Origin of the sequence: Streptomyces sp. NPDC046805 (assembly GCF_040645355.1) — a bacterium.
Classification (GTDB): domain Bacteria; phylum Actinomycetota; class Actinomycetes; order Streptomycetales; family Streptomycetaceae; genus Streptomyces.
Genome location: NZ_JBEYYC010000026.1, coordinates 1 through 25,682, shown reverse-complemented (window position 1 = coordinate 25,682; position 25,682 = coordinate 1). Strand labels below are relative to the sequence as shown.

Genomic DNA, 25,682 nt, shown 5'->3' with positions numbered 1-25,682 from the left:
TACTGTCCAATGTTAGACATTGGATGTCGGACCCTGTGATCCTCTCTGAGGCTACCTCACCACCTCTGCCCGGGAGCGCGCCATGCTCAGATCGCCGCCTGCCGCAAAACGGCCCATCACCTCAACTCCACTGCCCGTTCTCGCCCGTTCGGCGGTGTCCGCCCGCCCGGCCCCGTCGCGCATGGCGGCGGCGTCTGCGCTTCGGCAGCACGCGGGCGATGCGGCGCACCGCAGTCGGGCTGGTCAGCCTCGCCACATCGGAGAGCGGGTTCCACCTGCTGAACATCGAGCCCTGCTACCAGGACAGCGTCAAGGGATTGCTCGCCATCGGCGGCGCCCTGCCGCTGAACCCGGTGCCCTGGACACGCCTCGGTCGGCGTCGCACGCCGCAACCTGACACGGGCTTCCCGGCCCCTGACACGAACAGGCAGACATCACCCCGATGAGCACCCTGATAGATCTGAACTGCGACATCGGCGAGGGCTTCGGCCGATGGCAGATGCCCGCCGACACCGAGCTCATGGACCTGGTGAGCACCGTGAACGTCGCAGCCGGATTCCACGCCGGCGATCCGGCCACCATCCGCGCCACCATCGACCGGGCCGCGAGCCGCGGCCTGGACATCGGCGTGCACGTCGCGTTGCCGGATCTGGTCGGCTTCGGCCGCCGCCGCATGGACCTGTCGGCGCAGGAGGCGTACGACATCTCGCTCTACCAAATCGGTGCCGTGGCCGGATTCGCCCACGCGGCGGGAACCAGGCTGACCCATGTCAAACCCCACGGCGCGCTGTATGTGATGGCCAGTGCCGACGAACAGATCGCAGAGGCGATCGCTCGTGCCACGGCGGCCTACGACAACTCGCTGCGGCTGTTTCTGCTGGACGGCCGGTTCGCCGACCGGATCTCCGCCGAGTACGGCGTCCAGGTGGAGCCGGAAGGCTTTCCCGACATGGCGTACGCACCTGACGGACAGCTCATCCTCGAACGCGCCAAACAGTCCCGGCCGCCGCAGCAGGTGGCACACCGTGCGGTGCGCATGGCGACCGAAGGCCTCGTCGAGGCAAGCGACCGCTCCCAGATCCCCGTCCACGCCCGCACGCTGTGCCTGCACAGCGACGCCCCGAACGCCGTGGAAACCGCCCGGGCCGTGCGCGATGCCTTCGCCGCGCACGACATCACCGTGCGAGCGCTCAGCAACCTCAACTGACGTATCCCACGCCGTCCCACACCATCAGGAGCAACCATGACCGACCGCTTCACCGTCGACGAGGCCACGATCGCGGACGTGCACGCCGCCTACCGGGCCGGGACGCTCACCGCACGCGCGCTCGTGCAGGCGTACCTCGAGCGGATCGCCGCCGTCGATGCCGGAGGTCCTCAGCTCAATTCGATTCTCGCCGTCAACGCCGGCGCGCTGGCCGATGCCGACGTACTCGACGAGCACCTGCGGTCCACGGGCGAGCTCACAGGCCCGCTGCACGGCATTCCCGTCGTCCTCAAGGACCAGATCGAGACCGCGGGACTGACCACCACGTTCGGTTCGCAGACCGCGAAGGACCACGTGCCCGAGCATGACGCGACGATCGTCGCCAGGCTCCGGAACGCGGGTGCGATCATTCTGGCCAAGACGACCATGCCCGACTTCGCGACCTCCTGGCATTCGACCTCCACGGTCAGCGGCGTGACCCGCAACCCCTACGCCCTGGATCGCGACCCCGGCGGCTCCAGCAGCGGCACGGGGGCCGCAGTCGCCGCGAACCTCGCGACGGTGGGCATCGGCGAGGACACCGGCGGCTCCATCCGTCTGCCGGCGTCCTTCTGCAACCTCGTCGGCCTGCGCGTGACACCAGGTCTGATCAGCCGCAACGGCATGTCGCCACTCGTGGAGCCGCAGGACACTCCCGGCCCCATGACGAGGACCGTGACCGACGCCGCTCTGCTGCTCGACGTCCTCGCCGGATTCGATCCGACCGACCCCTACACTGCCACCGCGGCGATCGCGCGGCACCGAGGCAGCTACACGGACGCACTGGACCCGAGCTCGCTGGCGCAGGCCCGGATCGGTGTGCTGCGCCAGGCCTTCGGCAGCGACGACGACCCTGAGGCCGCCACGGTGAACACCGTCATCGGCACCGCGCTCGACAAGATCGCTGCGACCGGGGCACAGCTCGTGGACGTAGCCATTCCCGACCTCGACCACTACGTGGCCTACACCTCGGTGTACTTTTCCCGCTCCCGCGCCGACATCGACGCGTTCCTGGAGAGCCGACCCGGCGTCGACGCCACGTCCATCGCCCAGTTGTACGCCGACGGCCACGCACACCCGAACCTCGACCTGCTCGCCGGCATAGCGACGGGTCCGGCCCTCCCCACGGACGACCCCGACTACCACCTGCGGTTGGAGGCCCGAGAGAGGTTCCAGCGCATCGTCATCGGGGTCATGGCCGAGAACGATCTCGACGCGCTCTGCTTCCCGGACGTGCGCATCGCCCCTCCGACGCATGACGATGTCCTCGCCGCGCGCTGGACCTGTCTGGAGTTCCCGACCAACACCGTGATCGCCTCGCAGTTGTGGATGCCCGCGGTCACCGTCCCCGCCGGGTTCACCGCCGACGGCCTGCCCGTCGGACTGGAACTCATGGCACTGCCGCACCACGAGGCGGACCTCCTCGGACTGGCCTACGGAGTCGAACAGGCAACCGGCTCCCGGCGCGCCCCCGTTCTCCCTACGGCCGACTGACATCCAGCGGACCACCGAGGTGCGTATCTCGCGATGAGGAGAGCGGTGGCCCGGCTGTCAGGGGGGCCACCGCTCTCTCGCCTACGACGACTGGCATCACCTCACCATGCAAGAACGCGCCCGCGGGCACCGCTGACTACTGCGATACGACCCCTCCCCCACCCGGCAACGCGGCATCGGACCACACCTGTTCAAAGCCACCGGACGGCGCGTCATCGGCTGGGAAGGTCGAGCGGTAAGGCTGCTTCTCTGCCTGCCTGGGGTTCGTGGCCCTGGGCTCGCGGTGACGGCAGCGCTCACCGCCACGGCGCTGGTCGCCCGCAGACTGCTGCTCCCGGACCGCCCGTGGCTCTCCGGTGGCGCGATGTTCGGACGGGTGGCGCTGTACGGAACGCTCGCTGTCGCCACCGCAGGCGCGCTCGCCGGGATCGCCCTGTACGCCGGACTCGCATACGAGCCTCCGCGACTGGGCGCGGAAGGGGTCGCCGGAACGTGGTCCGACGGAAAGGGCGGCACGCTCACCCTCACGGCGGACGGCAAGGCCATGGCGACCCGCGTCAAAACGTTCGACCTCGACGACTCCTTCGACACCGTGGTGCACAAGTGCACCGGCACCGGGACCTGGAAGTACGACCCGGGCGCAGGACCGTGGGCCCAGGAGGTGGATGTGTTCGTCGACGGCTGCCAGCTGGACACCTGGGAGGTGTTCGGGACTTTCGAGCACCCGAAACTGTTCGTCTACATCGGCGACCCCGACAACTGGGACCTCTACATCCTCCGACGCCGCGAACAGGCCGTACCCTCCGGATCTCGCCAGGATGAGCCTGTGTAGTGACACCGCGGAGAGCAGGGGCCTGCCGCCCGAGGCGGGCTTCTGCAAAAGTCCCGGTAATAACTTCGCTGTTCAGGGATGCTGAGGCACCGGCGCATCAGCGTGGCGGATTCGCAAGGTCAGTATGCGTGAGCCGCCGTGACCTCTGCGGAGCGGGCCAGGGCCTGTTGGGCGTCCGAACCGCGCAGGGCCAGCAGGGTGAGGGCCAGTGCGTCGACCACGACGAGGTGAGCGAGGCGGCCTGCGACGGCTTCGAGGCCGAGGGTGAGGTCCTGGCCGCCGGCAAGGAGTGTGCACTGACTGGTCTCGGTCAGCGGTGAACGGGCATAGCTGGTGAGCGAGATGACCGTGGCTCCGCGCGCGTGGGCCCGTCGGGCGGCGTCCACGGTGGTGCGGGTGGCGCCGGTGTGGCTGACGGCCAGGCAGACGGCGTCCGCCGGAAGAGACGAGGCGGCTACCTCGGCGGTGAGTGGGTCGGTCGGGGCGTCGACGGCGCAGCCAAGGGCCCTGAGGCGGTAGGCGGCGTCGGTGGCCACGGCGGTGGACAGGCCCGCGCCGACGACCAGGATCCGGCTCGCGCCGTGCAACGCCTCGGCGGCGGTGCGCAGGTGGTCGGGAGAGACGGTCGTGGACAGCCCGTCCAGGGCCTCGCGGGCCGCTTGCACCGTGTCGGCCAACGCGCGGGAGGTCGGATCGGCGCCTTCCGGTGTGGTGGTCCGGGGCGCCTCCCGGGCCGCCGTGATCTTCACCTCCTGATAGCCGCGGAAGCCCAGGCGCTGACAGGCGCGGATCACGGAGGAGGGAGCCGTGTGCGCCATCGCGGCGACGTCACTGACGCTCAGCCGGACCAGTTCGGGGCCCTGATCGAGCAGGACCTGAGCGACCCTGGCCTCCGCGTCGCGCAGTTGCGGCAGCCGGGCGCGTACATGGGCAGCGAGATTCCGCACGTCAACGGCCCGTGCGTCTGCTGAAGTACCCCCGATCGAGGAATAATGTTCCATAGAGTTAGCATACCGCGGAATGCAATTCCCTACCTCTCTGGCTTCTGGAACGGTCGACGCTCATGGATGGGTTCATGCAAGCAGGCACTGCCGTGCCCGTAGTGGTGCTGGCCGCAGCGGTACTGCACGCCGTGTGGAACGCACTGGCGCACGCGATGCCGAACAAGCTCGCCGGCTTCACCCTGATCAACCTCGCCTTCGTCGGCGTCAGTGCGATCTGGGTCTGTTTCGCCCCGTTCCCCGACTCTGCTGCCTGGTCATTCATCGCGGCCTCGGCCGTGCTCCAGGCCGTCTACCAGACGCTGCTGCTCCAGGCGTACAGGCTCGGCGACTTCGGCCAGATGTACCCGGTGGCGCGCGGCGTCGCACCCATGCTGGTCGCCGTCGTCTCGGTGAGCGTTCTCGGCCAGAAGCTGTCAGCCCCCGAACTCACCGGCGTCCTGGTCATCTCCGCCGGGCTGATTGCCCTCGCTCTGGCGGACGGCTTGCCGGACCGCACCCAGTTGCCGGCACTGATGGCTGCCCTCGGTACAGGCGTCATGATCGCCTCATACACCATCGTCGACGGTACGGGCGTACGGCGCTCAGACAGCGTCTTCGGCTACATAGCCTGGAGTTTCCTGCTACAGGGCATGCTCTTCTGCACCGGTGCCTTCGCGCTGGGCGGGCGCGGACTGCCGTCCCGGCTGCGCGACGCCCCAATGCGCGGCCTGACCGGTGGGGTGCTCTCACTGACCGCATACGGACTGGTGGTATGGGCGCAGGATCACGGCGACCTGGCGTCCATCGCCGCACTCCGTGAGACCAGCATCGTCATCGCCGCGCTACTCGGTACCGTGCTCTTCCGTGAGCGACTGGGCGGCCGACGGCTGGCCGCGAGCGCCACCGTGGTGGCCGGCATCGCCGTGCTCCAACTCACGCACACCTGAACGTCCGAGCCGGCAAGCGCCTGGCCGTGCGCTGAGAAGCCGCTCCACGTCGATCCCGGGCTTGGGCCGGGGTTGTCCGAGGTGGCGCTTGGCCGTGCGAGTGACCTCGGTCTTTTGCGGTGCAGCGCTTGATGTGGTGGGGCGGGGGCCAATCACCAGGGACAGCAGTGCGGCGACGGCGCATGCTGCGCCGAGGACGAGCCAGACGGGGTCATAGCTGCCGAATGTGTCGCGGGCGACCCCGCCGAGGAACGAGGCCGATGCTGCTCCGATCTGGTGTGCCGCGTTGGTCCAGCCGAAGACGATGGCGCTGTCGTTGCCGTAGAAGGTCCGGCACAGGTCGATGACCGGCGGCACGGTCGCCAGGTCGAGCAGACCGAACACGACCACGAAGGCCAGCATGGGAGGGCTGACGGTGTCTGTCATGATCAGCGGCAGGCTGATCAGCAGCAGACCGCGCGAGAAGAAGTAGACGGCAAGGAGCCGACGGGCGTCCATACGGTCGGTGAGCCACCCGGAGACGATCGTGCCGACCACGTTGAAGATGCCGATGAGCGCCAGCAGCGTCGAGGCAGTGGTGACCGCCATACCGTGGTCGTGGGCCGCTGGGGCGAAATGGGTCCACATGATGCCGTTCGTGGACGCTCCGCACACGGCGAAGGCGCCGGCGAGCAGCCAGAAGGGGGCGGTTCGGGTGGCGCTGCGCAGTACGGTCACGGTGCGGCGGGCTGCTCCGGTCGCCGGCGCGGGACGCGGGACGAACGTGTCGCTGCCGTAAGGGCGTTGCCCTGCGTCGGCGGGGTGGTCACGGAGCACGAGGCAGACCAGGGGGGCGACGGCCAGGGCGGCGAGTGTGAGGCTGACGAGGGCGGGGCGCCAGTCGTAGTGGTCGATGGTCCATGACAGGGCGGGCAGGAAGACCATCTGACCCAGGACGCTGCCGGAGGAGAGGATGCCGGTCACCAGGCCGCGGCGCGTGGTGAACCAGCGGTTGGTGACGGTGGTTCCGAGTGTCATCGACAGAGAGCCGGTACCCAGGCCGACGAGAAATCCCCAGAAGAGTGTGAACTGCCATGCCGCGCTCATCGTCGTGGTGAGCGCTGCTCCGACCGCGACAGCGCCCAGAGCGGCAAGGACGACGCGGCGGATACCGAACCGGTCCATCAGTGCGGCGGCGTAGGGGGCCGTGAGCCCGTAAAGAATCATGTTGACCGAGGCGGCCAGGCTGATGGAGCCGCGGGACCAGTGGAACTCATGGTGCAGGGGTTCTTGCAGAATGCCCGGCATGGTGGAGAAGGCGCCGGCGACGACGATCGCCACTCCGGCGATCGCGGCCACCCACCAGGCGCGGTGCCCGGAATCCTTGCCGAGTTGGCTGGTCGTGTCATGCATGTCTTCATCGTTCGGTGGGCGCGCACCTCGAACCACTGACCGCCTGGACACGTAGTGAAAGAATTTGGCCATGGCAGGGAGTGATGAGGCTGTGCACCGGGTCGTGGTTCTGGTGCGTCCTGGTCTTCTGCCGATGGAGCTGGGGATCGTGCATCGCCTGTTCGGGACCGCGGCGGATTCTGCCGGCCGGCCGCTGTACTCGGTCGTCACCTGCGCCGTGGAACCGGGTGAGGTCCCTACGGACGCCGATTTCTCCGTCAATGTGCCGTTGGGGCCGCAGGCGTTGCGGGACGCGGACACGGTGATCGTGCCTGCCGCGGTCGAGGACTACCGCCCTCAGCGGCGTGGCCTTCTGACTCCGCAGATGCGCGCCGCTCTGGAGGAAGTGCCGACTACGGCCCGACTGGCTTCCATCTGCACCGGCTCGTTCGTGCTGGCGGCAGCCGGATGGCTCGAAGGACGGCGCGCGACGACGCACTGGAAGTCGTGTCCGGAGCTCGCTGAGTTGTATCCGGAGATCGACGTGGACCCCGATGTGCTGTATACCGACGACCGTCAGGTGCTGACGTCGGCCGGGGTCGCTGCCGGGATCGACCTGTGCCTGCATATGATCCGCAGTGACCACGGTGCCGACATCGCCAACACCGTCGCCCGTGACACGGTGGTCCCCCCGCACCGCGAGGGCGGCCAGGCCCAGTACATCGAGCTTCCCGTGCCAGAGCCCGAAAACACGTCCACCGCTGCCGCCCGCGCGTGGGCACTGGAGCACCTGGGCGAGGCGTTCACGCTCGAAGACCTGGCCCAACAGGCATCGACGAGTGTGCGCACACTGTCCCGCAAGTTCCGTCAGGAGACCGGGATGCCGCCGATGCAGTGGCTCGGCCAGCAGCGTCTGCAGTACGCCCGCCGACTGCTCGAGCGCACGGATGAGCCGGTGGACCGCATCGCGGCGAAGGCCGGCTTCGGGACAGGGACCGCGATGCGCCAGCACTTCCGCGACATGCTGGGCGTGTCACCGCGCGCGTACCGAAACACCTTCCGAGGGGGGCAGTAGGGCACACGCGCGGTGCACCGCTTCGGAACTTCGGTGTGCGCAGGGGCCTGATGCCTGCCAAGGGCCTGGCGGGCAAGAGGAAGGGGCCCGGCCGGAAGCCTGGCCGGGCCCCTTCGAACAGCCCTGTGCACGCAAAGGTGCGGCGATCACAGGAGTGTTGTCGCCGTGTCGGCCGACAGCTCCTCAGGCCTCGCAGTTGACGATGGTGTTCTCGCCGCCGTCGCCGTCGCAGGTGTTCGTACCGGGGCCGCCGTCGAGGACGTCGTTGCCGGGGCCGCCGTCGAGGACGTCGTTGCCGGGGCCGCCGTAGAGTGCGTCGTTCCCGCCTCCGCCCTCGATGCGGTCGTTGCCACCCGCGGTGTTGACCGATTCGACAAGACCGGTCTCGGGGTTGAAGTCGGCGTTGTCCCCCAACACGGTGTCGTCGCCGCCGCGTCCGGCGATCACGTCGTTGCCCGCCGTGACTCCGGTGGCGTCGCCGACGCTGCTGTCGCCGATGATCCAGGTCTCGCCCGCGGCCCCGCCGGTGATCCGGTCGTTGCCGGAGCCGGTGGCGTGGCCGGCGGCGCCGTGGTCGCCGACGGCGCCGAAACCGCCGTCCGCACCCATGTCGATGGTGTCGTTGCCGCCGGCGCCGCTCGCGTCGCCGAGGATGGAAAGGCTGTCACCGGTGGCGTCCCCGAACTCGCCGGGGCCTTCCAGGAGTACGTCGTTCCCGGCACCCGACGCCGTGTAGAAGCCGACCGAGTCTCCGATGAGGCTGTCGCTGCCGTCCCCTCCCTCGAGCCGGTCGCTCGCGCCGCCCATCGCGTGGTCGCCTCGGTCGTCGCCGATCAGTTCGTCCTCGCCGGGGCCGCCCAGGAGGGTGTCCGGGGATGCGTGGTCGGCGACGCCGTCGACGGCGAAGTTGTCGCCCACCACGAAGTCGAGGCCGTCGCCACCGAGCAACCGGTCGGCTCCCGTGGCGCTGGTCACGTCCCCGCTGAGGGCGAAACTGTCGCCCACGATCTCGTCGTTGCCGTCGCCGCCGTCGATCTGGTCGATTCCCGGGCCGCCGATGAGGTGGTCGTCCCCGCCGAGGCCGCAGATCAGGTCGTTGCCGCCGAGGCCGTCGATCGTGTCCGGCCCCGGCGTGCCGATGATCACGTCGTTCGCCGGAGTCCCAGTCGTGCTGCCCGGGTCGGTCGCCGGCCGGCCGAAGCACAGCGGCTGCGCGCTCGCCTGGGCGGATGCCGGGAACGCCATGGCCATCGCGGCGAAGAGGGCCGCGCCCGCGGCCAGTACGGTGCGCCGCCTGGCACGACTCCCGGACTCGTGCGACTTGTCGTTACGAAGTGCCGAAATCACCCGCCACCTGCCCATCTGGTTGCCGGACATTACCGGAACCACCTTTTACAGATGAGTGAGGAAAACGGCACAGAGGCGCCGAAAACACCCGAACGGCACAGGAGGCGCCCCCTAGGGCCAAAGAGCTCACGACCGAGAACCTGCGGGCCCGTTAGGGCACGTCCCACTTGAGAGGGTCCCCGAAGCGCCCCTGGAAGTAGGCGATTTACCCGATTCCGGTGCATGAAGGGGCCAAGTTTGGTGTCGCCGCTCTCCTAGGGTGCGGTGATGGCGGTGCGGTAGAACTCGGCTGCGGTGACGGTGGCGGGGACGCCGAGTTCGGCGGCGACCGCGGTGATCGCGTTGTCGCCGACGGCGAGGTCGGCTTGGCCGTCGGTGGTGAAGTACGGCGCGATGAACTTCTCGTAGTGGGCTCGGGCTTCCTCCGCGGTCTGTCCGCCGAGGAACGTCTGGACGTGCCGCACCGTGGTGTCGGGGTCGTAGCGGATCACCTGCAGGGCACGTCGGTGGGCTCGTACGACGGCCTGGACCGCGGGGTCGTCCGGGGAGATGTGGGTGGGGTCGACGGCCACGCCTACGGTGGGGATCTGGAAGTGGTCGCCGACCCAGGCCAGCACCTGCCAGCCGTGCTCCGCGGCTACCGCCTCCGGTGCCATGGTGCTGCCGACGTAGGCGGCGTCGATGCTGCCGTCGCGCAGCCTGCGCACGTCCAGGCCGTAGTCGCCGGGCGGGCGGACGATGGTCTGGAGGTCGCGGTCCGGGTCGAGGCCGGCCTGGCGCAGCGCGATCCTGGCAAAACATCCCGGTGCGGTGTGGGGGGCATGTACCGCCAGCCGCTGGCCGGCCAAGTCGGCCAGGGAGGTCAGGCCGGGGCGGGCGAGGAACCAGAACAGCGGACGGTGCGTGTTGGCATTGAGCGCGACCCAGGGGGTGTGGTCGGTGAGCCGTGACAGCAGGGCTCGGCCCAGCCCGATGGTGGCGCAGCGGCGCAGCCGCTCCTCGTCCCAGGTGCAGCCGTCGCGCAGCGCGACGTGGACGCCCTCGTCGGCGTAGAAGTCCTGCTGGTCGGCGATGTAGGCGGTCAGTTCCTCGTGCAGCCCCTGCCCGACGTAGGCGAGATCGATCGTGTGCATGAACGCCTTCCTTGATCGTGTCACCGTCATGCGCCCGCGCATGACGCGGGCGCATGACGCCGCGGCCCGTGGTGCCGCGACGGTGTGCCGGATGGGCCCGGCGGTCGGCCGGACCCAGACGGCACGGCCCGGTGGGCGGAGGGAAGTTGGGCGTCAGTACATGGACATCCCGCCGTTGACCGCAGCCGTGGTGCCGGTCATGAAGGAGTTGTCCTCGCCGGCGTAGAAGGCGACCGCTTGGGCGACGTCGGCCGGCTGCGCCAGGCGCCCCAGGGGGGTGGCGGCGATCTGCCGCTGCTTGTGCGCGTCATCGAACACATTCGCCAGGCGGGTGTCTTCCACCGGGCCGGGCGCGACGACATTGACCGTGATGCCCTGCGGGCCCAGTTCCTGGGCGACGTAGCGGGCCAGCCCTTCCAGTGCGGCCTTGGCCGTGCCCAGTGCGATCATGCCTTCTCGGGGCCGGCGGCTGAGGCCGGTACTGAGATAGATGATGCGTCCCCAGCTCTGTTCGATCATGTGGGGCAGGACGGCCTTGGTGACCGCGAACGCCGCGTGCATCTCGGCGTCGAGCTTGCCGCCCAGTTCTTCCCACGTCATGTCCTGGAACGACTTGATCGCATACGGGATGAGCGCGTTGTGCACCAGTACGTCGACGCCGCCCCATGCCGCCTCGACCTGCTTGACCATGCCTTCGATCGCCGCGACCTCGCGCACGTCGGCTTGCACGGCGATGGCCTGGCCGCCTGCGGCCTCGATGTCGGCCACGACCTCCTCGGCCGCCTTGCTGCTGCGGAGGTAGTTGACCACCACGCGCATCCCTCGCGCGGCCAGAAGTCGCGCGGTGGCCGCACCGATTCCGCTGCTGGCTCCGGTCACCAGTGCCACTCTGCCGGTTGCCCCGATCACGGGCCCACTTCCTGTTCGTCATCGCGGGCCGTCGGCGTGACCGCCCGGGGGCGTTCATCGTCGATGCCAGGGTGTGCCGAGCGGATCGCCCCGTAGAGCACGGTGTCGACGGTCGCTTGCAGCAGGTCGGCCGCGGTCCAGTCGAGTTCGCGCGGCAACTGCGAGGTGAGCAGCCGCTCCAACGCACCGCGGGTGATCTCGCTCAGCAGCTCAGGCGGCGCCGACAGCAGTCCCTGCCGGTGCCCGTCCCGGAACAGCTCGTCGAGCCGCCGGTAGACCACCGCGTCCACACGCTGCTCCACGTACTGGCGCAGCATCGCGTCGCCGCCCCGCCCCGTCGCGAGCTGAGCCGCGCCGATCCGGGCGAGTTCACTGCCTGCCGCGATCAGGAAACGCTGCACCCGCACGGGGAACGGCTGCCCTTCCGCACCCTCGGCCGCCACCAGCGTGCGTTCCACAGCCGCGAACTGCCGATCCAGCACCGCGGCCACCAGGCTGCGCTTGTCCGGGAAGTGACGGTAGATCGTCTTCTTGCTCATCCCGAGCTCCCGAGCGAGATCGTCCATGCTCACCCGCGCGAAGCCCGGCGCGAAGAAGAGCCGGCCCGCCGCTTCCACGATGAGGTCGGCACGCTGCTGGTCACTCCTGGAAACTCCAGAAACTGAATTAGTTTCCATAGTTCTCATGCTGTCTGGCCGCCTCTGCACTGTCAAGGCACGCCCTCCGGGGCACATGGAGCCACGTGACCGGATGCCGGGCTGCGGTACAGCCGTAGCCTCGGCCGGACGACAGGGCGGACACCACTACGTCGTCGCAGTCCCCCTCGGACGGCAACACGTCCATGAAGGACGGAATCTCGCTGGTGGAACGCGCAGACGGCACAACGGCCGCCCGCTGAGACCGCCTCGACGGGCGGGCGGCGTGGCGGGCCGCCCGCCCCTCCGGTTCCCCGCGAGGATGGCGCTCTCTGTGCGAGCGGGCCAGGAGGCGGCGGGTATGACGGTGAACCGTATCGGCTTGGTCGTCCACACCGGACGGCCGACGGCCGTGGCCGCGGCGGCGGCCGTGCGCGAGTGGTGCGCCGAGCACGCGGTGGCATGCTCCGACATCGACGTATGGCGCGAAGGCGAGCGGCACAACGCCCGTGCGGAGGTCGATGCCGCACACGATCCGGACCTGATCGTCACCCTGGGCGGCGACGGCACCTTTCTGCGCGGTGCCCGGCTGGCGGCCGAGAGCAACGCCCTGATCCTCGGTGTCAATCTCGGGCGGGTCGGGTTCCTGACCGAGGTGCCCGCACCGACAGTGGGCACGGCCCTGGACGCCGTGCTCGAGGGCCGGTTCAGCGTGGAGAGCCGGATGCTGCTCACCCTGCGCACCTCGTGCCGTCTGGAGGTGCCCAAGCACATGGAGCCGCTGGTGCGCTACGGGCGCGGTCCGCTGCTGCCGCCGCCGAGGGTTCGCATGGAGTGCGAGACCAGTGACGACTGGGGTGTCGCGATGAACGTCACCGCGCTGAACGACGTGGTCTTGGAGCGGCTGACGCGGGAGCACCAGGTGTCCGTGGGGGTGTACATCGCCGGGCAGTTGCTCGCCTGTTACTCCGCCGACGCACTGATGGTGGCCACACCCACGGGCTCAACGGCATACAGCTTCGCCGCCGGGGGCCCGGTCGTCTCCCCGCGCGCGGAGGGGCTGCTGTTCACGCCGGTCGCGCCGCACATGGCGTTCAACCGCTCGGTGCTGGCCGCCTCCGACGAGCCGATCGCGCTGCGGGTCCTCGAACGCTCGGGGCCGGCCGCCGTCAGCATCGACGGCCAGGTGCGCGGTCTGCTCAGTCCCGGCGACTGGATCGGGGTCTACGCCGCGTCCCGCAGGCTGCGGGTGGTACGGCTCGGCCCCATGGGCTTCTACGCGCGGCTGCGCAAGCGCATGAACCTCACCGACGCGCCCGCGGCCGTGGCCGACGGCGGAGCCACTCCACTGTGGCCGGTGACCACGCCTCCCCCAGGCGACCTCGCCCACCTCGCGCTGCCCACGCGCCCCAGGGACACCGGGCACTCACCTTCCTGAAGCGACCCTCCCCGCCAGAGGGCATGGGCATATCACTGATGCCACAGAGAGTCGATTCAAGATTGAACCGACAGCGCATGAGAGCGGGTCTCAATCACGCGAGTGCGTGACGAGCCGGCCGATCGGATCGGCGAGCTCGTCAAAGCTGCCCTGCACCTGATACATCTGACCGTTGATGAAGAACGCCGGAGTGCCGTTGACACCGCTACGAATGCCACCGTCGATGTCGTTCTGAATCCGCTGGGCAAACTCGTCGGTACTGAAAGCCCGGTGCAGGCCGTCGACATCCAGACCGAGCTTTTCGACGATCTCGGCGTACAAATTCTCACCGAGAGCAGCCTGGTTCGTGTAGAGCGCGTCGTGCGCAGGCCAGAAGTGTCCCTGGCTGCCGCAGTATTCGGCGGTCACCGCCGCCGACCTCGCTTCCGGGTGGATCTCCGGGAGGGGGAAATCACGGAAGACGAAGCGCAACGCGTCACCGAACTCCGACTGGATCCGTTTGATGACGCCGAATGCTTCGCCGCAGTAGCTGCACTGGTAGTCGCCGTACTGGACGAGCGTCACTGGAGCCGATGCCGGACCTTGGATGTGATCGTTGGAGTTGACAGGGATGCTAAGGGTCGACACGGGTGACCTCCTGCGAAGTCCGTGGGCGTGTGATTCTGCTTCAGCTCTGCTTCTTCAGCTCTGCTTCTTCAGCTTGTCCAGCGCCTTCAGCACGCCGTCGGCACCGGGATTGATCGCCGTCGGGGACAGGTAGCTCCAGGCGACCACTCCGTGTCCGTCGATCACGAACAGGGCGCGCTTGCAATAGCCGTGCTCGGTGTCGTAGGCGCCGTACTCCGCCGCCACCTTGCCCTTGGGCTGGAAGTCGGACAGGAGGTCGAACTCCAGCTTCCGGTTCTTGCTGAATGCCTGGTGGCACCAGACGCTGTCGACGGAGATCCCGAGCAGCGTCGCACCGTCCTGGCGGATGAGCGGCAGCGCCTGGTTGAACACAGCCTGAACACAGCCAACTCATCACCGCAGACCTCACTCCAGTCGGCAGGATAGAAGGCCAGAACCACCGGACGACCACGCAACTGGTCCAACGCGAGGGACTGGTCCGGCGTCGCCATAAGCGTGAAATCGGGAGCCTTTACGCCCGGTGACAGGATAGCTTCAGGATGCGATGCTGCGGTCGCCATAAGGGATCACACCGTAGTAGCCACACCCTCCGTCAAAAGAGGCGAGTGCAGTAATGCATTCCGCGTCAACCTGGCGTTTCATTTCAATCATCGGCGGCGATCGTGCTCTGCCGGTGGTGCCGTCAGAGGCGGACGACCCGTTGGTCGGCTCAGTCGGCGCGGTGGAGGCCCCATGCCTCGGCGAGCAGCGCGAACGAACGCAGCCGGTGCGCGGGGTCATGCGTGTAGGTCGTGATGATGAGTTCGTCGACCTCCAGGTCAGCGACGATCGCCTCGAGCTCGGCAACGACCGTGTCCGGGGACCCGACCGCGCGCACTTGCTGGAAGTCGTCCACGAACCGCGCGGCCTCGGGGCTGATCGCGGCCGCCAGGTCCTTGACCGGCGGTGGCAGCGGGCCGCGCCGGCCGGTGCGGATGCCTGCGGCCATCTGCTGAGCCGTGGTGAACAGATAATGCGCCTCGTCGTCGGTCGGTGCCACGAGGACGTTGACGCCCGCCATGGCGTAGGGCCGCTTGATCTCGGCAGTGATGAACTCCGTCGAGAAGCGCGAGCGGTAGAGGGTGAGCGCCTCGTGCCGCAGCTGAGGGGCGAAGTGCGAGGCGAACGCGTACGGCAGCCCCAGGTAGGCGGCGACCACGGCGCCGTCGAGGCTCGACCCGAGCATCCACAGCGGGACCTCGGTACCCCGGCCCGGCAGCGCCTGCACCGATGCCGGCCCCGCGTCGCGAGAACTGAGGTAGCCGTGCAGCTCGACGACGTCTTCGACGAACGTGTCCGTGGCCGCGGCTCCACGGCGCAGCGCGGCGGCCGTCACCGGGTCCGTTCCCGGGGCACGGCCCAGCCCGAGGTCGATGCGGTCACCGAACATCTCGGCGAGCGTGCCGTAGTACTCCGCCACCATCAGCGGGCTGTGGTTGGGCAGCATCACGCCGCCCGATCCCAGCCTGATGCGCTTGGTGTGCTCGGCCGCTCGGCAGATGAGCAGCGACGTCGCCGAGGAGGCGAACGTGACGACGTTGTGGTGCTCGGCGTACCAGTACCGGTGATAGCCGAGCGAGTCGGCGAGCTGCGCCAGCTCCACGGACTGGTTGAGCGCAGCAGCCGTATCGGTGCCGGAGGCGACCGGGACGAGATCAAGGATCGACAGTGGAACTCGCGATGGTGTCATATCGGCTGGGTCTTTCGTGGCTGTTTCGATTTATGCCCCGCACGTGAACCACGGACAACGCTCGATTTGAACGCCCGATTCGAATAGCCGTGCTCGAAGCCGCAAGAGCCGCACATCTCATGAGCGGACTGCCTCCGCAGCGACGGTCCCACACGCCGGAGCGACGCGCAACCGGTGCGCAACGGAATATGTCGATTGAATCTCGGTATGGAAATGGGGGACAATTTCACGGCCTCAATACCTGCACGATACGTCCAGCGACCTGCCCTGCAGAGGGGCGCATCGGCGCTCGGATAAGACTGGATAAATCCCGCGCGGTGCACTCACACCAAGTAAGCGAAAACAAAGACTAACCATTTACGCATAGCCTGCCCTGGCCCCGGAGCATGTGGACAGGCACGGAGGCGCCAAGTGCGAGCAGTCGTGATGGAGAACTACGGTGGCCCTGAAGTCCTGGAGGTCCGGGCCGGCCAGTCGTCGATCAGCCCTGCCAGGACCCCCGGCTGCTCGTGCGGAAGCGCGTGGCCGGCGCCGTCCAGCACTGCCAGGGTGGCCCGCGGGTAGTGGTCGAGCAGGTCCGCGGCCGCCACGTACCCGACGGCGGAGTCCTGCCTGCCGGCCACGACGAGTGTCGGACCCTGGTACGCCGGCCCCTCGGTCGCTTCGAGTTCCCATTGCTCGCCGATCCGCTCCATGGCGGCCTGGTCGACGAGGGGGATCGCTGGGGCGACGAACCGCTCATAGCGCTCGAGCATCGCGGGCGATTGCACCACGAAATAGCGGCGGAACTCCTCGTTGCCCAAATCGTCTGCCGCGACCACCGCGTGACGCGCCGGGACATCGCGAACCGTTCCTAGAGTTCCCCACTGCGCGGGGTGCACACCTCGGCCACGTGCACTCGCTCATGCACACCAGAACACCCTTGTGTGCCGTCACGCATCAACAGCTCACAACCCCTTGGGCATAGTAGGCGCCGGCCGAGTGGCCGACGACAAGGACGTCGTCTGCCCCGGCGACCTCATCGGCGAAGCCGAGCAGCACGTCGAGGACGTCGTTGGCGCTTCGCAGAGACGCAGGTGCCGGCGTACGCCCCATTCCGGGGAGGTCAGGATAGATTCGCCGGTAGCCGTCACGCGCCCCCAGAGCCGGCTCGAAGCAGGCCACGGCCTCGCGGTGGTCGACCCCCGCTCCATGCAGCACCAGCACCGGCCTACCTTCGCCGTACTCCACGTAGTGCACCGATACGTCGCACCGCACACTCCATCCAGCCCACCTGTCAACGCAGCACTCCTGCCTGCCGCAGAAACATATGACCTCCGGAGCGATCTGCCGAGTGCCCCGATGGCGTCAGTGAGCCACGAGCCTCGTCCAAGCCGCCCTCACGCTCCATCTGGCCGGCTGAGACTGAGGTTGAAAAGGCTCATAACCTCCACCTCCCCACCCATGACATCGAATAGAAAATCGAACACACGAGAGCGTGGACGAGAGGGCTGCACCCTGCGGGTGATTCGTTCGGTTGTCTGATTATTTGTTCGATATCGGGGGGACCTCTGCCTACAGCCGATCCGGAACACTTTCGGACGGCCCGACAACCGCGGAGGCATTCATGTCCACAGAGAATCGAGGGATCACTCCAGGTGGCGATCCCATCAACGACGCCTGCGGCAGCCCGACGGACGACGGATACCTCTGGAAGGAAATCCAGAAGTGCGTCCAGCAAAAGCCCGGGCCCTGCCTGGAAGTTGACAGCCGATGGGGGGTGCTGCCGGGCGAGTCGGGAAGCACGACGGACTTTCAGCTGGTTGCGACGGATCGCCTCAAAGGGATCGAGTGCCCCAAGATCTGGGCCAGCACCGCTGCCGACTACTGGTCTGCCGCGCTGAGCAGGATCCCCCACTACTTTCCGCACCCAGGGGCGGTCGGACTGGGCATCAACTCCAAGCACGCCCGCAGACAGGACCAGTTGCACATCCACATGTCCCACTACGCCACGCAGGCGCTGCACGACCTCGACACACACGACAAGCAGCAGAAGATCCCCACGGACCTGACGAAATGGAAGGATGCGGTGCTTCCGGTGACGGGCTTCAAGTCCGAGACCCGCAACTACCGGGTGATGAAATCCCCCAACCTCACCGGGAACCTCTTCTCCTTCCTCAGACGTTACGTGGTCGGGGACGACAACAGGATGCAGTACCAGACGATGATCGTGCTTCCACGGTCCACGAACGGCTTCTACGTCCTGAACAGTGAGAGCGACCTCCACAGCGGCACCGACACCTGCAACCACCTCCTCGACTGCGCATGAACACCCACCCCAGCCGGCCCCGGCACAAGCAGGCATACGACGCCGAGGCGGCCGCGGGCCCGCGCACGCCACAGCCATGACCGCCGTCAAGCCGCTCCTCAGCCACGAAGACCACATCCACGACCCGAGTGCGCTCGAGTGCCAACGGGTGAATCCAGCCATCCGGTCAGGGGCGGCCACTGCGACACCGGGGTCAGGCCACGCCGGTCACTGAACGCTGCAGTCGCCGCGAGACCACGAGGTGAAGCGCCGGACCTGGTGCTCGTCCGGTCCAGCCAGGCCCCTTCCCGACTGGAAGGTCTCCTCCACCCGCCATCTCGACCCCGGAACCCGGCGACCCGGCGACCCGCACCAGCGCTGCGAGGGGCACCGGGGGGCTGCAACCAGCAGCGGTTGCAGGCGAGTTCACTGATGCTGCCATCGCAGCGGATCAGCAGATGATGGTTGCCTGCCCAGCGGTGGCCACAGCCTCACCGCAACCGGTCACCAGCAAGATCGCGGTCTACGGCTGACGTACCAGCTCACACTGATACCAGGTGCCTGGTTTACCGCCGAGGTGGGTCGGGTCGGCCGGGCCGACAGGGACGAACCCGGCTTTGATCAGCACCTTCTGGGACGCGAGATTCTCACGGGCGGCGGCCGCCCGCAGGCTGCACAGCCGGTGCCGGGCCCAGGCCACCCGGCACAGCTCCCGGACAGTCGCCGTCGCCACGCCGCGGCCGGCAACGTGTTGCGCGACCCGGTAACCGAGTTCCGCAGCGTGGTCCTCGATGTCGACCAGGTTGAACCTGCCGAGTACCGAGCCATCCTCGGCAACAAGCACGTGGAAAGCACAAATGCCAGCCTCTTGCTCAGCCAGCAAGGCGTTGTATCGGTCGGCGAAGTGGTCGAAGAAGTCGTCGCCGCGGTCGGAGATCGAGGCAGCGAAGTAGGCGCGGTTCGCCACCTCGAAGGCCAGGACCGCTGGGGCATGGCCGGCATGGAGTCGCTGCAACTCGGGCATTGCCCGACTCTACCCAGACGGCGCACTGAGGCCACCCAGTTTTCCTCCGGCAGCGGACAGCCCCAACACGGGCACATAACGATCTACGACTGGAGTATCAGGCAGCCCGCAGGAGGGACTGGGCGAGGGCGCACACGCTCGCACTCGCCGACCGGACATGCGATTGACTGGGGCGGGCCATGACGGAACTACGCGGACCATGGGGGGCCACGCAGTGAAGAGCAACGACACTCCGCTGATACCGGACGCGGTGTGGCTGGAGGAACGGCTGGGCAAAGGTCGCTCTGGCGACCGGACGAGGACGCTCTGCCGGCCGAACTGACCCATGCCCCGTCGAGGGAATTCCGCTGACAGTCGGCTTTCCCGCCGTCCACCTCGACATCGTAGGAATGGACACCAGCCACCTGCGGGACGAGGACGGGCTGGACCCCTTCGACGCCGACGAGATCTACGGGGAACGCTACCCCGACGACGACTCCCCACCCACCAACTTCGCCTTCACCATGGCCACTTGGTACGACCTGAACCTGATGCTCGGCGCGGCGGCCGGCGGTATCACCCACTACGACCCCAACGGATGGGGCCACGGTGCCGGATGGAAGGGACCGGCCGCCGACTCCCTCCCCCACCTGGCCGTGCTCCTCGCACTCATCGCCGAGGCAAGCACCGCACTGGAATCGGCCGACGACGCCGTAGGCGCAGCCGCCGCCACCGAACTACGCCGACGCATGATCGGCCACGACCTGAACGTGGACGACTCCGCGTTCTGGGACAAGATCTTCGAGTGCCTGGACTGAGCACAACACGGTGAGCACAGCACGGTGAGCACGGCGCGTTCGCCCACAGGCGCGACCGAGACGCGATGCAGCCGATCGTCGACGCACCCCGAATCGAGCGCGAGGTCGTCGCCTGCGACCGGCGGGCCAGCTCGGCCAGGCGCGCGTGCGCAGCGGCAGGCACATCGAGGCGGACTCTCGCCCCGGCGCCGTCCGCGCCGTCAGGTCGGCCGCCAGGAGCGAGCTGCCGCCGAGCTCGAAGAAGTTGCCGTGGATGCCGACCGACGCGTGATGAGCACGCGCACGTACAGGGCCGCGAGCTCCGCATCCCGGGCGGTGCGCGGAAGGCCGGCGTCGTCCGACTCGGCGAGCGCCGGCACGGGAAGCGCCTTGCGATCGACCTTCCTGTTGGCGTTCAGCGGCAGCTCGTCGAACACGGTGAAGGTGGCCGGGACCAGGGCGGCGGGCAGCGCGGCACGCAGCTGCTCACGGGCAGCGGCCACGGTCGCCGCCCCGTCGGCGCCGGGCGCGGTCACCGGATCCAGCACCGCTCCAACCGGCCGCTACCCGGCAGCCACCACCTGGCCGGCCGTGACCTGAGGAGCATTCGGGAGCAGGGACGCCAGCTTGTCCCGCACGAAGTCCGCCGCCTTCCTGACCGACTCCTCAGCCCCCGCCCGGTCTTCAAAAACACTGGTGGACAGCATTACCCCGTCCCCGGCATCAACCCAGTAATAAGCCACGAAACCCGGCACCTGACGAAGGACGGACACGAATTCCTCACTCACCCGACGCCCCGCCTCGGCGGAATCAGTCACGCCTTCGTACCGTCGAACCACTGCGTACATAGCTGATGATCTCCTCATGAGTCCCAAGGCCATCTCGTGCGAAACCACATACCCCCACTGCACGTCTCTTGCTTCGCGAGACGTTCGGAAGGCACTCGGACAGCCGCATGGGTACTCCAAACGGGACATCTGCTGTGACCGGGGCTCGGCGAACCGGGAATGCCGCATGAGTACGCCCCGCGTGACTGGTGCGTACGCCCTCAGCCCGGCGAGGTTGGTGATCTTCCGCGCGGCCATGCCGTCCCTCTCACCCTCGGGCCGGCAATGAGGAGGTGCGTCGTTCGCGGTGCCGACGTGCTGGCCGGAATTGGTCGGCCCAGCAGCGCAGTTGGAGCCGTGCAGCCGTCGCGCAGTCTCCCCTTCGTGCCGGGACCTGACCGCATGTGACGCAGTGATCTTTATTCGGGTTGCATTCTCTTGCATGATCTTGGGCATGCATCGGCCGCACCTCGGTCCCGTCGTCAGGAGTGGCACGCACCGTGAACACGACCCCCCCACCAGCACCTGTTGTCACGCCCACCGCCCCCGGCGGTCTCCCGCTGCTCGGTCACGCCCACCGTCTCGCCCGTAACCCGCTGCCCTTCATCACCTCCCTACGCGAGCACGGCAGCGTGGTCCGCATACGTATCGGTCCCACCCCCGCCTACGTGGTCACCGACCCCGCCCTGACCCGGCGGGTCCTGGTCACCGACGCCGCCCACTTCCTCAAGGGCGGAAAAATCATCGACGCGCTGCGCGTGTTCTTCGGTGACGGCCTCGCCACCGTCGCCGACGGCGACACCCACCTGCGTCACCGGCGACTGATGCAGCCCATGTTCAACAAGGCCCACATCGCCGAACGCGGCGAAGCCATGATCGACCAGGTTCGGGCGATGGTGAGCGCCTGGCCCGAGGGCGAGTCGCAGGATGTGTACGCGGACATGAACGCCCTCACCCTCTCCGCCTTCCTCGTCGCTCTCTTCGGCACCGATCTCCCCGCCCACCTGGCGGACGAGTTCACCGCCCTGATGCCCGCCATCATGAAGGGCACGATCCGGCAGACGATCCTGCCCGCGTGGGTGACCAGGCTGCCGCTGCCCGCCAACCGCGCCCACGCCGCACGCGTCGCGCGACTGCGCGCCCTCATCGACCAGGCCATCGACCACCACCGCACACCTGCCGTCATGCCGCAGGCCTCCGGCTGCCCCCACCACACCCCCCACAGCGCACCGGACGGCGCAGGTGGCGCGGACAGCGAGGGAGGCCTGTTCACCACCCTGCTGGCCGCCGAGGACACCCTCAGCCGCCAGCAACTCCAGGACGAAGCCATCACCCTGCTCACCGGCGCCATCGAGACCACCGGCACCACCCTGGCCTGGACGCTGTACGAAATCAGCCGCCACCCCGCCATTCAGCAGCGCCTGCGCGAGGAACTCGCCTCCGTCTGCGCCGACCGGCCCCTGCGCTACGACGACCTCGAACACCTCACCTACGCACGGCAGGTGCTGCAGGAAGCCGTCCGCGTCTACGGGCCCGCCTGGATGGTCACCCGCACCGCAGCGCGTGACGTCGACCTCGGCGGCCACCACATCCCCCATGGAGCAGACGTCGTCTGGAGCCCCTACCTCCACCAGCACGACCCCGACTCCTTCCCGAACCCCGACGTCTTCGACCCCGACCGCTGGACACCCGAGCTGGTGTCCGCCACCCGCGGTTCCTTCCTCGCCTTCGGCGACGGACGCCGTAAATGCATCGGCGAAAACTTCGCCTGGAGTGAACTCCAGATCATCCTCGCGACCGTCCTGCAGGTGTGGTCGGACTTCGACACCACCTCACGCCCGCCTCGCCCCCAGGCGGTCGTCACCGTCAAACCCGACACCCTCACCATGGCCTTCCGCCGCAGCACGGCCGACACGCAGACACAGGCCCAAGGCCACGCACAGGCACAGTCACAGGCGGCCGGAACACAGGAGCGCGCGGCATTCGGTGACGGCGCCATCAGCCTTCCTTCGCAACGCATCGCAGGCACCCGCGAGAACGGCGGCCCCCGTCGTGACGCGGCGTAAGCGGGTGTCCGTCCCGCGCACGTGCGGGGCCACGACGGAAAAAGGTGACCGGTAGCGGGCCGGAGGCTCGGATGACGGAGAGCACCTTCGGCCGTAGCCCGCGGGCTACGGCCGAAGGCCCGCTCCACGCCTGTCTGGTATCCGGCCCGTACCATCTGGCGGCATCCACATCCGTTCGTGGGGAGGACGCTGCCGGCAGGAGCGGTCAGTGTGGCATCGTTCCGTGGCTCGGGAGTGGTGTCGGTCGCGCGTTCCGTAGTTCGCGGCGCAGGATCTTTCCGGTCGCTGTCTTGGGCAGCTCGTCCAGGACCTCGATCGAGCGGGGGTACTTGTAGGCCGCCATCTGCCCCTTGCAGTACTCCACCAGCTCCTCAGGGGTCACGTGGGCGCGGGGCTTGAGGGAGACGTACGCCTTCACGGTCTCGCCTCGGTACCTGTCGGGGACGCCGACGACGGCTGCCTCACGCACCGCAGGGTGGCCGTAGAGGACGTCCTCCACTTCCCGGGGCCACACCTTGTACCCGGAGGCGTTGATCATGTCCTTCTTCCGGTCGACCAGGTAGAACCAGCCCTCGGCGTCCATGAAACCGACGTCACCGGTGCGCAGTTCGCCGCCGGGCAGCGACTCCGCCGTGGCCTCCGGCTTGTTCCAGTAGCCGGGCACCACCTGGGCCCCGGAGGTGACGATCTCGCCGATCTCGCCGACGGGCAGCTCCTTGCCGTCCGCGTCGACGATCCGTACGACGGTGTTGAACACCGGCACGCCGACCGAGAGGGCCCCGGAGGTGGGGTCGACCGGTGCACGGGTGTTCAACGGCACCGCGTGGGACGGCGAGTTGGTTTCCGTGAGGCCGTAGACGTTGTGGATGTACAGGCCGGTGCGCGCCTCGAACGAGCGGATTGCCATGTGCCGATGCGTTCGGCACCAACCCTCCGCGGCTCGTCCTGCTTGCCCCGGCGCCCGGCCTACTGCCTGCCGGGCTCGGTCGGCGGGACGATGTCCCGCTTGACGATCTTGCCCGTGGGTCCCTTGGGCAGCGCGTCCGCGATCCACACCTTCCGCGGATACTTGTAAGCGGCGACCCGGCGCTTGACGTAGTCACGCAGCTCCTCGGCAGTTGTTCGGGCGCCCGGCTTGAGGACGACCGCCGCCCCGACCTCCTCACCGAGATCGGGGTTGGGCAGGCCGATGACCGCGGCCTCGGCGACCGTCGGATGCTCGTACAGCACGGCTTCGAGTTCGCGGGGGTACACGTTGTAGCCGCCCCGGATGATCACGTCCTTGTTCCGTCCGACGATCCAGAAGTATCCGTCCTGGTCGACCTTGCCGAGGTCGCCGGTGTGGAACCAGCCGTCCCGGATCGCGGCGGAGGTCTCCTCGGGGCGTCGCCAGTACCCCTTCATCACGTTGTGCCCGCGGATCACGATCTCGCCGACCTCCCCATGCGCCACGTCCTTGCCGTCGTCGTCGACCACACGCATCTCGACGCCCCGGATCGGGGTGCCGACCGAACCGGGCCTGGGCCCCTCCTGCAGGGTGTTGAACGAGGTGACGGGCGACGTTTCCGACAGTCCGTACCCTTCGAGTACGACGCAGTGGAACGCGTCCTGGAAGTCGCGCAGCACCTGGACCGGCATAGCCGAGCCGCCGGAGATGGACAGCCGCAGTCGGGAGACGTCGTAGGCGTGATGGTCGGGCTGCCGCAGCAACCTGCCGAAGATCGTCGGCACACCGGCGAAGACGGTCACGCCGTGTCCGGCGAGGATCGCCAGTGTCTTCGCGGCGTCGAAGCGCGGCAGCAACGTGACACACGCGCCGCAGGCGATGGCGGCGTTGAGGGTGCAGGTCTGTCCGAACGCGTGGAACAGCGGCAGGCCACCGAAGATCACGTCCTCGTCGCTGAGCCCGAGCAGCTCGGTGGCCACGATGTCGCAGTTGCGGGTGAGGTTGGCGTGGGTCAGTTCGGCACCCTTCGGCTCGCCTGTGGTGCCCGAGGTGTAGAGCACCACGGCGGTGTCGTCCTCGTGCCGGTCGACCACCTCGTCTTCGGACGGTCCGGAGGCGGAGAGCTCATCGAATCCGCCGGCGTCGACAATGACCGCCTCGGCGCCGACCTGCTGCGTACCGGCCCGCGCCTCGTCGGCGACGTCGTGCCAGGCGAACATCAGTCGGCCCCCTGAGTCGCCGAGGTAGTAGGCGACCTCCCGGGACTTGAGCAGGGGGTTCATGGGTACGACGATGCCGCCGGCCCGGAGCACGCCGAAGTAGGCGACCGCGAACTCCGGAGTGTCGGGCAGCATGATCCCGACGCGGTCTCCCGGTTTCACGCCGCGGTCGCGGAGCAGTGCGGCCAGACCGGCGCTGCGCTGGTCGAGCGTGCGATAGGAGACGCTGTCGTCCCCGAGCCGTAGAGCGGCACGATCCGCGTACGTCCGGGCGCCGATCACCACATGCGATGCGAGGTTCATGCCGGGTCCACTCCTCAGCATCTTGGCCGTCGCCATGCAGCCCCGGGGGATCCGGACAAGCCCCGACGCGGCCGATGCCCTCGACGTGATCTGGAATGGATCACCGCCCGGAACAGCCTCACTGGCCGGCACAAAGAGCAAACAGCCAGGAAAGCCGAAAGCCTTCTGACAGAAGCTACGAGGGTGACGCTACGCCCCGATACCGGGACCACGCCACCGCAGGCGTTCTCGGGTACGGGCCCCCCTCGACACCGGATGGAGTCAGCGCACCGAGCTGCCCGGGAACCATGGCCTGATTTCATCAGGCTCACTCGCTCCAAACGCAGAAAACCCCCGTACCGGTCTCCCGGTACGGGGGTTTTCTCAAAATTTGTTCGGCGGCGTCCTACTCTCCCACAGGGTCCCCCCTGCAGTACCATCGGCGCTGTGAGGCTTAGCTTCCGGGTTCGGAATGTAACCGGGCGTTT

At 68.2% G+C, this 25,682-nt stretch carries 25 protein-coding genes, 1 rRNA gene and 2 pseudogenes; 10 read left to right on the top strand and 18 right to left on the bottom strand.

The genetic code is table 11. From position 1 onward, the window contains the following. Positions 1 to 218 precede the first annotated feature (218 nt). The 4 genes from ABZ910_RS25620 (at position 219) to ABZ910_RS25605 (ending at position 3,572) form a co-directional block, all read left to right on the top strand. A complete protein-coding gene (locus ABZ910_RS25620; RefSeq protein ID WP_361369207.1) occupies positions 219 to 446 on the top strand; it encodes a hypothetical protein in 228 nt (75 codons plus the stop codon). After that, complete coding sequence (locus ABZ910_RS25615; RefSeq protein ID WP_361369205.1) at positions 443 to 1,207, top strand: 5-oxoprolinase subunit PxpA; 765 nt, start codon at positions 443 to 445, stop codon at positions 1,205 to 1,207. The genes ABZ910_RS25620 and ABZ910_RS25615 overlap by 4 nt, the downstream gene beginning before the upstream one ends. Positions 1,208 to 1,243: 36 nt before the next feature. Further along, complete coding sequence (locus tag ABZ910_RS25610; RefSeq protein ID WP_361369203.1) at positions 1,244 to 2,740, top strand: amidase; 1,497 nt, start codon at positions 1,244 to 1,246, stop codon at positions 2,738 to 2,740. 283 nt (positions 2,741 to 3,023) lie between these two features. Next, positions 3,024 to 3,572: a hypothetical protein gene (locus ABZ910_RS25605; RefSeq protein ID WP_361369202.1), complete on the top strand. Its 549-nt coding sequence runs from the start codon at positions 3,024 to 3,026 to the stop codon at positions 3,570 to 3,572. A 119-nt stretch (positions 3,573 to 3,691) separates the two neighbouring features. On the opposite strand, the gene ABZ910_RS25600 is transcribed toward ABZ910_RS25605, so the two are convergent. Beyond that, complete coding sequence (locus tag ABZ910_RS25600; RefSeq protein ID WP_361369200.1) at positions 3,692 to 4,519, bottom strand: MurR/RpiR family transcriptional regulator; 828 nt, start codon at positions 4,517 to 4,519, stop codon at positions 3,692 to 3,694. A 128-nt stretch (positions 4,520 to 4,647) separates the two neighbouring features. On the opposite strand from ABZ910_RS25600, the gene ABZ910_RS25595 reads away from it, so the two are divergent. Continuing rightward, positions 4,648 to 5,502 (top strand): DMT family transporter, encoded by an 855-nt coding sequence (locus tag ABZ910_RS25595; protein ID WP_361369198.1) that lies wholly within the window; start codon positions 4,648 to 4,650, stop codon positions 5,500 to 5,502. Here the strand turns inward: ABZ910_RS25595 and ABZ910_RS25590 are convergent. Beyond that, positions 5,398 to 6,894 (bottom strand): MFS transporter, encoded by a 1,497-nt coding sequence (locus tag ABZ910_RS25590; RefSeq protein ID WP_361369196.1) that lies wholly within the window; start codon positions 6,892 to 6,894, stop codon positions 5,398 to 5,400. The genes ABZ910_RS25595 and ABZ910_RS25590 overlap by 105 nt on opposite strands. A 70-nt stretch (positions 6,895 to 6,964) precedes the next feature. Here ABZ910_RS25590 and ABZ910_RS25585 point away from each other — a divergent pair, with 70 nt between their 5' ends. After that, entirely contained in the window at positions 6,965 to 7,948 is a 984-nt protein-coding gene (locus ABZ910_RS25585; RefSeq protein WP_361369194.1) for a helix-turn-helix domain-containing protein, read from the top strand. Between the two features lie 183 nt (positions 7,949 to 8,131). On the opposite strand, the gene ABZ910_RS25580 is transcribed toward ABZ910_RS25585, so the two are convergent. The 4 genes from ABZ910_RS25580 to ABZ910_RS25565 form a co-directional block, all read right to left on the bottom strand. Continuing rightward, positions 8,132 to 9,325 carry a calcium-binding protein gene (locus ABZ910_RS25580; protein ID WP_361369192.1) on the bottom strand — a complete coding sequence of 398 codons (1,194 nt, stop codon included), beginning with the start codon at positions 9,323 to 9,325 and terminating at the stop codon, positions 8,132 to 8,134. A 224-nt stretch (positions 9,326 to 9,549) separates the two neighbouring features. After that, positions 9,550 to 10,428 carry an ABC transporter substrate-binding protein gene (locus ABZ910_RS25575; RefSeq protein WP_361369190.1) on the bottom strand — a complete coding sequence of 293 codons (879 nt, stop codon included), beginning with the start codon at positions 10,426 to 10,428 and terminating at the stop codon, positions 9,550 to 9,552. A gap of 153 nt (positions 10,429 to 10,581) precedes the next feature. After that, positions 10,582 to 11,316, bottom strand: a complete 735-nt coding sequence (locus ABZ910_RS25570; RefSeq protein WP_361369188.1) for an SDR family oxidoreductase — start codon at positions 11,314 to 11,316, stop codon at positions 10,582 to 10,584. Positions 11,317 to 11,333: 17 nt separating this feature from the next. Continuing rightward, positions 11,334 to 11,954: a TetR/AcrR family transcriptional regulator gene (locus ABZ910_RS25565; protein WP_361369186.1), complete on the bottom strand. Its 621-nt coding sequence runs from the start codon at positions 11,952 to 11,954 to the stop codon at positions 11,334 to 11,336. Between the two features lie 379 nt (positions 11,955 to 12,333). On the opposite strand from ABZ910_RS25565, the gene ABZ910_RS25560 reads away from it, so the two are divergent. Next, positions 12,334 to 13,410, top strand: a complete 1,077-nt coding sequence (locus tag ABZ910_RS25560) for an NAD(+)/NADH kinase (protein WP_361369184.1) — start codon at positions 12,334 to 12,336, stop codon at positions 13,408 to 13,410. A gap of 90 nt (positions 13,411 to 13,500) precedes the next feature. On the opposite strand, the gene ABZ910_RS25555 is transcribed toward ABZ910_RS25560, so the two are convergent. From ABZ910_RS25555 to ABZ910_RS25530, 6 genes and pseudogenes are all read right to left on the bottom strand, one after another. Beyond that, positions 13,501 to 14,037 (bottom strand): DsbA family protein, encoded by a 537-nt coding sequence (locus tag ABZ910_RS25555; RefSeq protein ID WP_361369182.1) that lies wholly within the window; start codon positions 14,035 to 14,037, stop codon positions 13,501 to 13,503. A 54-nt stretch (positions 14,038 to 14,091) separates the two neighbouring features. After that, positions 14,092 to 14,409: a redoxin domain-containing protein gene (locus ABZ910_RS25550; protein ID WP_361369180.1), complete on the bottom strand. Its 318-nt coding sequence runs from the start codon at positions 14,407 to 14,409 to the stop codon at positions 14,092 to 14,094. Between the two features lie 20 nt (positions 14,410 to 14,429). Then, positions 14,430 to 14,597 (bottom strand): annotated as a pseudogene (locus ABZ910_RS25545) (redoxin domain-containing protein); the annotation flags it as partial. Between the two features lie 149 nt (positions 14,598 to 14,746). Then, positions 14,747 to 15,766 (bottom strand): LLM class flavin-dependent oxidoreductase, encoded by a 1,020-nt coding sequence (locus ABZ910_RS25540; RefSeq protein ID WP_361369179.1) that lies wholly within the window; start codon positions 15,764 to 15,766, stop codon positions 14,747 to 14,749. Between the two features lie 434 nt (positions 15,767 to 16,200). Continuing rightward, complete coding sequence (locus tag ABZ910_RS25535; RefSeq protein WP_361369177.1) at positions 16,201 to 16,587, bottom strand: alpha/beta fold hydrolase; 387 nt, start codon at positions 16,585 to 16,587, stop codon at positions 16,201 to 16,203. 118 nt (positions 16,588 to 16,705) lie between these two features. Further along, on the bottom strand, positions 16,706 to 16,972 hold the full coding sequence (locus ABZ910_RS25530) for an alpha/beta hydrolase (RefSeq protein WP_361369175.1): 267 nt from the start codon (positions 16,970 to 16,972) through the stop codon (positions 16,706 to 16,708). A gap of 400 nt (positions 16,973 to 17,372) precedes the next feature. Between ABZ910_RS25530 and ABZ910_RS25525 the strand changes: the two genes are divergently transcribed. After that, positions 17,373 to 18,074, top strand: a complete 702-nt coding sequence (locus ABZ910_RS25525) for a CDP-diacylglycerol diphosphatase (RefSeq protein WP_361369174.1) — start codon at positions 17,373 to 17,375, stop codon at positions 18,072 to 18,074. A gap of 502 nt (positions 18,075 to 18,576) precedes the next feature. On the opposite strand, the gene ABZ910_RS25520 is transcribed toward ABZ910_RS25525, so the two are convergent. After that, a complete protein-coding gene (locus ABZ910_RS25520) occupies positions 18,577 to 19,077 on the bottom strand; it encodes a GNAT family N-acetyltransferase (protein ID WP_361369172.1) in 501 nt (166 codons plus the stop codon). A 389-nt stretch (positions 19,078 to 19,466) separates the two neighbouring features. Here ABZ910_RS25520 and ABZ910_RS25515 point away from each other — a divergent pair, with 389 nt between their 5' ends. After that, positions 19,467 to 19,874, top strand: a complete 408-nt coding sequence (locus ABZ910_RS25515) for a hypothetical protein (protein WP_361369170.1) — start codon at positions 19,467 to 19,469, stop codon at positions 19,872 to 19,874. A 200-nt stretch (positions 19,875 to 20,074) separates the two neighbouring features. On the opposite strand, the gene ABZ910_RS25510 is transcribed toward ABZ910_RS25515, so the two are convergent. Next, positions 20,075 to 20,401, bottom strand: a complete 327-nt coding sequence (locus tag ABZ910_RS25510; protein ID WP_361369168.1) for a hypothetical protein — start codon at positions 20,399 to 20,401, stop codon at positions 20,075 to 20,077. A 15-nt stretch (positions 20,402 to 20,416) separates the two neighbouring features. After that, the gene (locus ABZ910_RS25505) at positions 20,417 to 20,701 is read right to left on the bottom strand and encodes an antibiotic biosynthesis monooxygenase (protein ID WP_361369166.1); all 285 of its coding nucleotides are present in this window, start codon (positions 20,699 to 20,701) and stop codon (positions 20,417 to 20,419) included. A gap of 479 nt (positions 20,702 to 21,180) precedes the next feature. Here ABZ910_RS25505 and ABZ910_RS25500 point away from each other — a divergent pair, with 479 nt between their 5' ends. Further along, positions 21,181 to 22,746 (top strand): cytochrome P450, encoded by a 1,566-nt coding sequence (locus ABZ910_RS25500; protein ID WP_361369165.1) that lies wholly within the window; start codon positions 21,181 to 21,183, stop codon positions 22,744 to 22,746. Between the two features lie 205 nt (positions 22,747 to 22,951). Here the strand turns inward: ABZ910_RS25500 and ABZ910_RS25495 are convergent. From ABZ910_RS25495 to rrf, 3 genes and pseudogenes are all read right to left on the bottom strand, one after another. Further along, a pseudogene (locus ABZ910_RS25495) lies at positions 22,952 to 23,638 on the bottom strand (AMP-binding protein); the annotation flags it as partial. A 74-nt stretch (positions 23,639 to 23,712) separates the two neighbouring features. Further along, the gene (locus tag ABZ910_RS25490; RefSeq protein ID WP_361369163.1) at positions 23,713 to 25,215 is read right to left on the bottom strand and encodes a long-chain fatty acid--CoA ligase; all 1,503 of its coding nucleotides are present in this window, start codon (positions 25,213 to 25,215) and stop codon (positions 23,713 to 23,715) included. Between the two features lie 372 nt (positions 25,216 to 25,587). Further along, a 5S ribosomal RNA gene (gene rrf, locus ABZ910_RS25485) occupies positions 25,588 to 25,682 on the bottom strand; the annotation flags it as partial.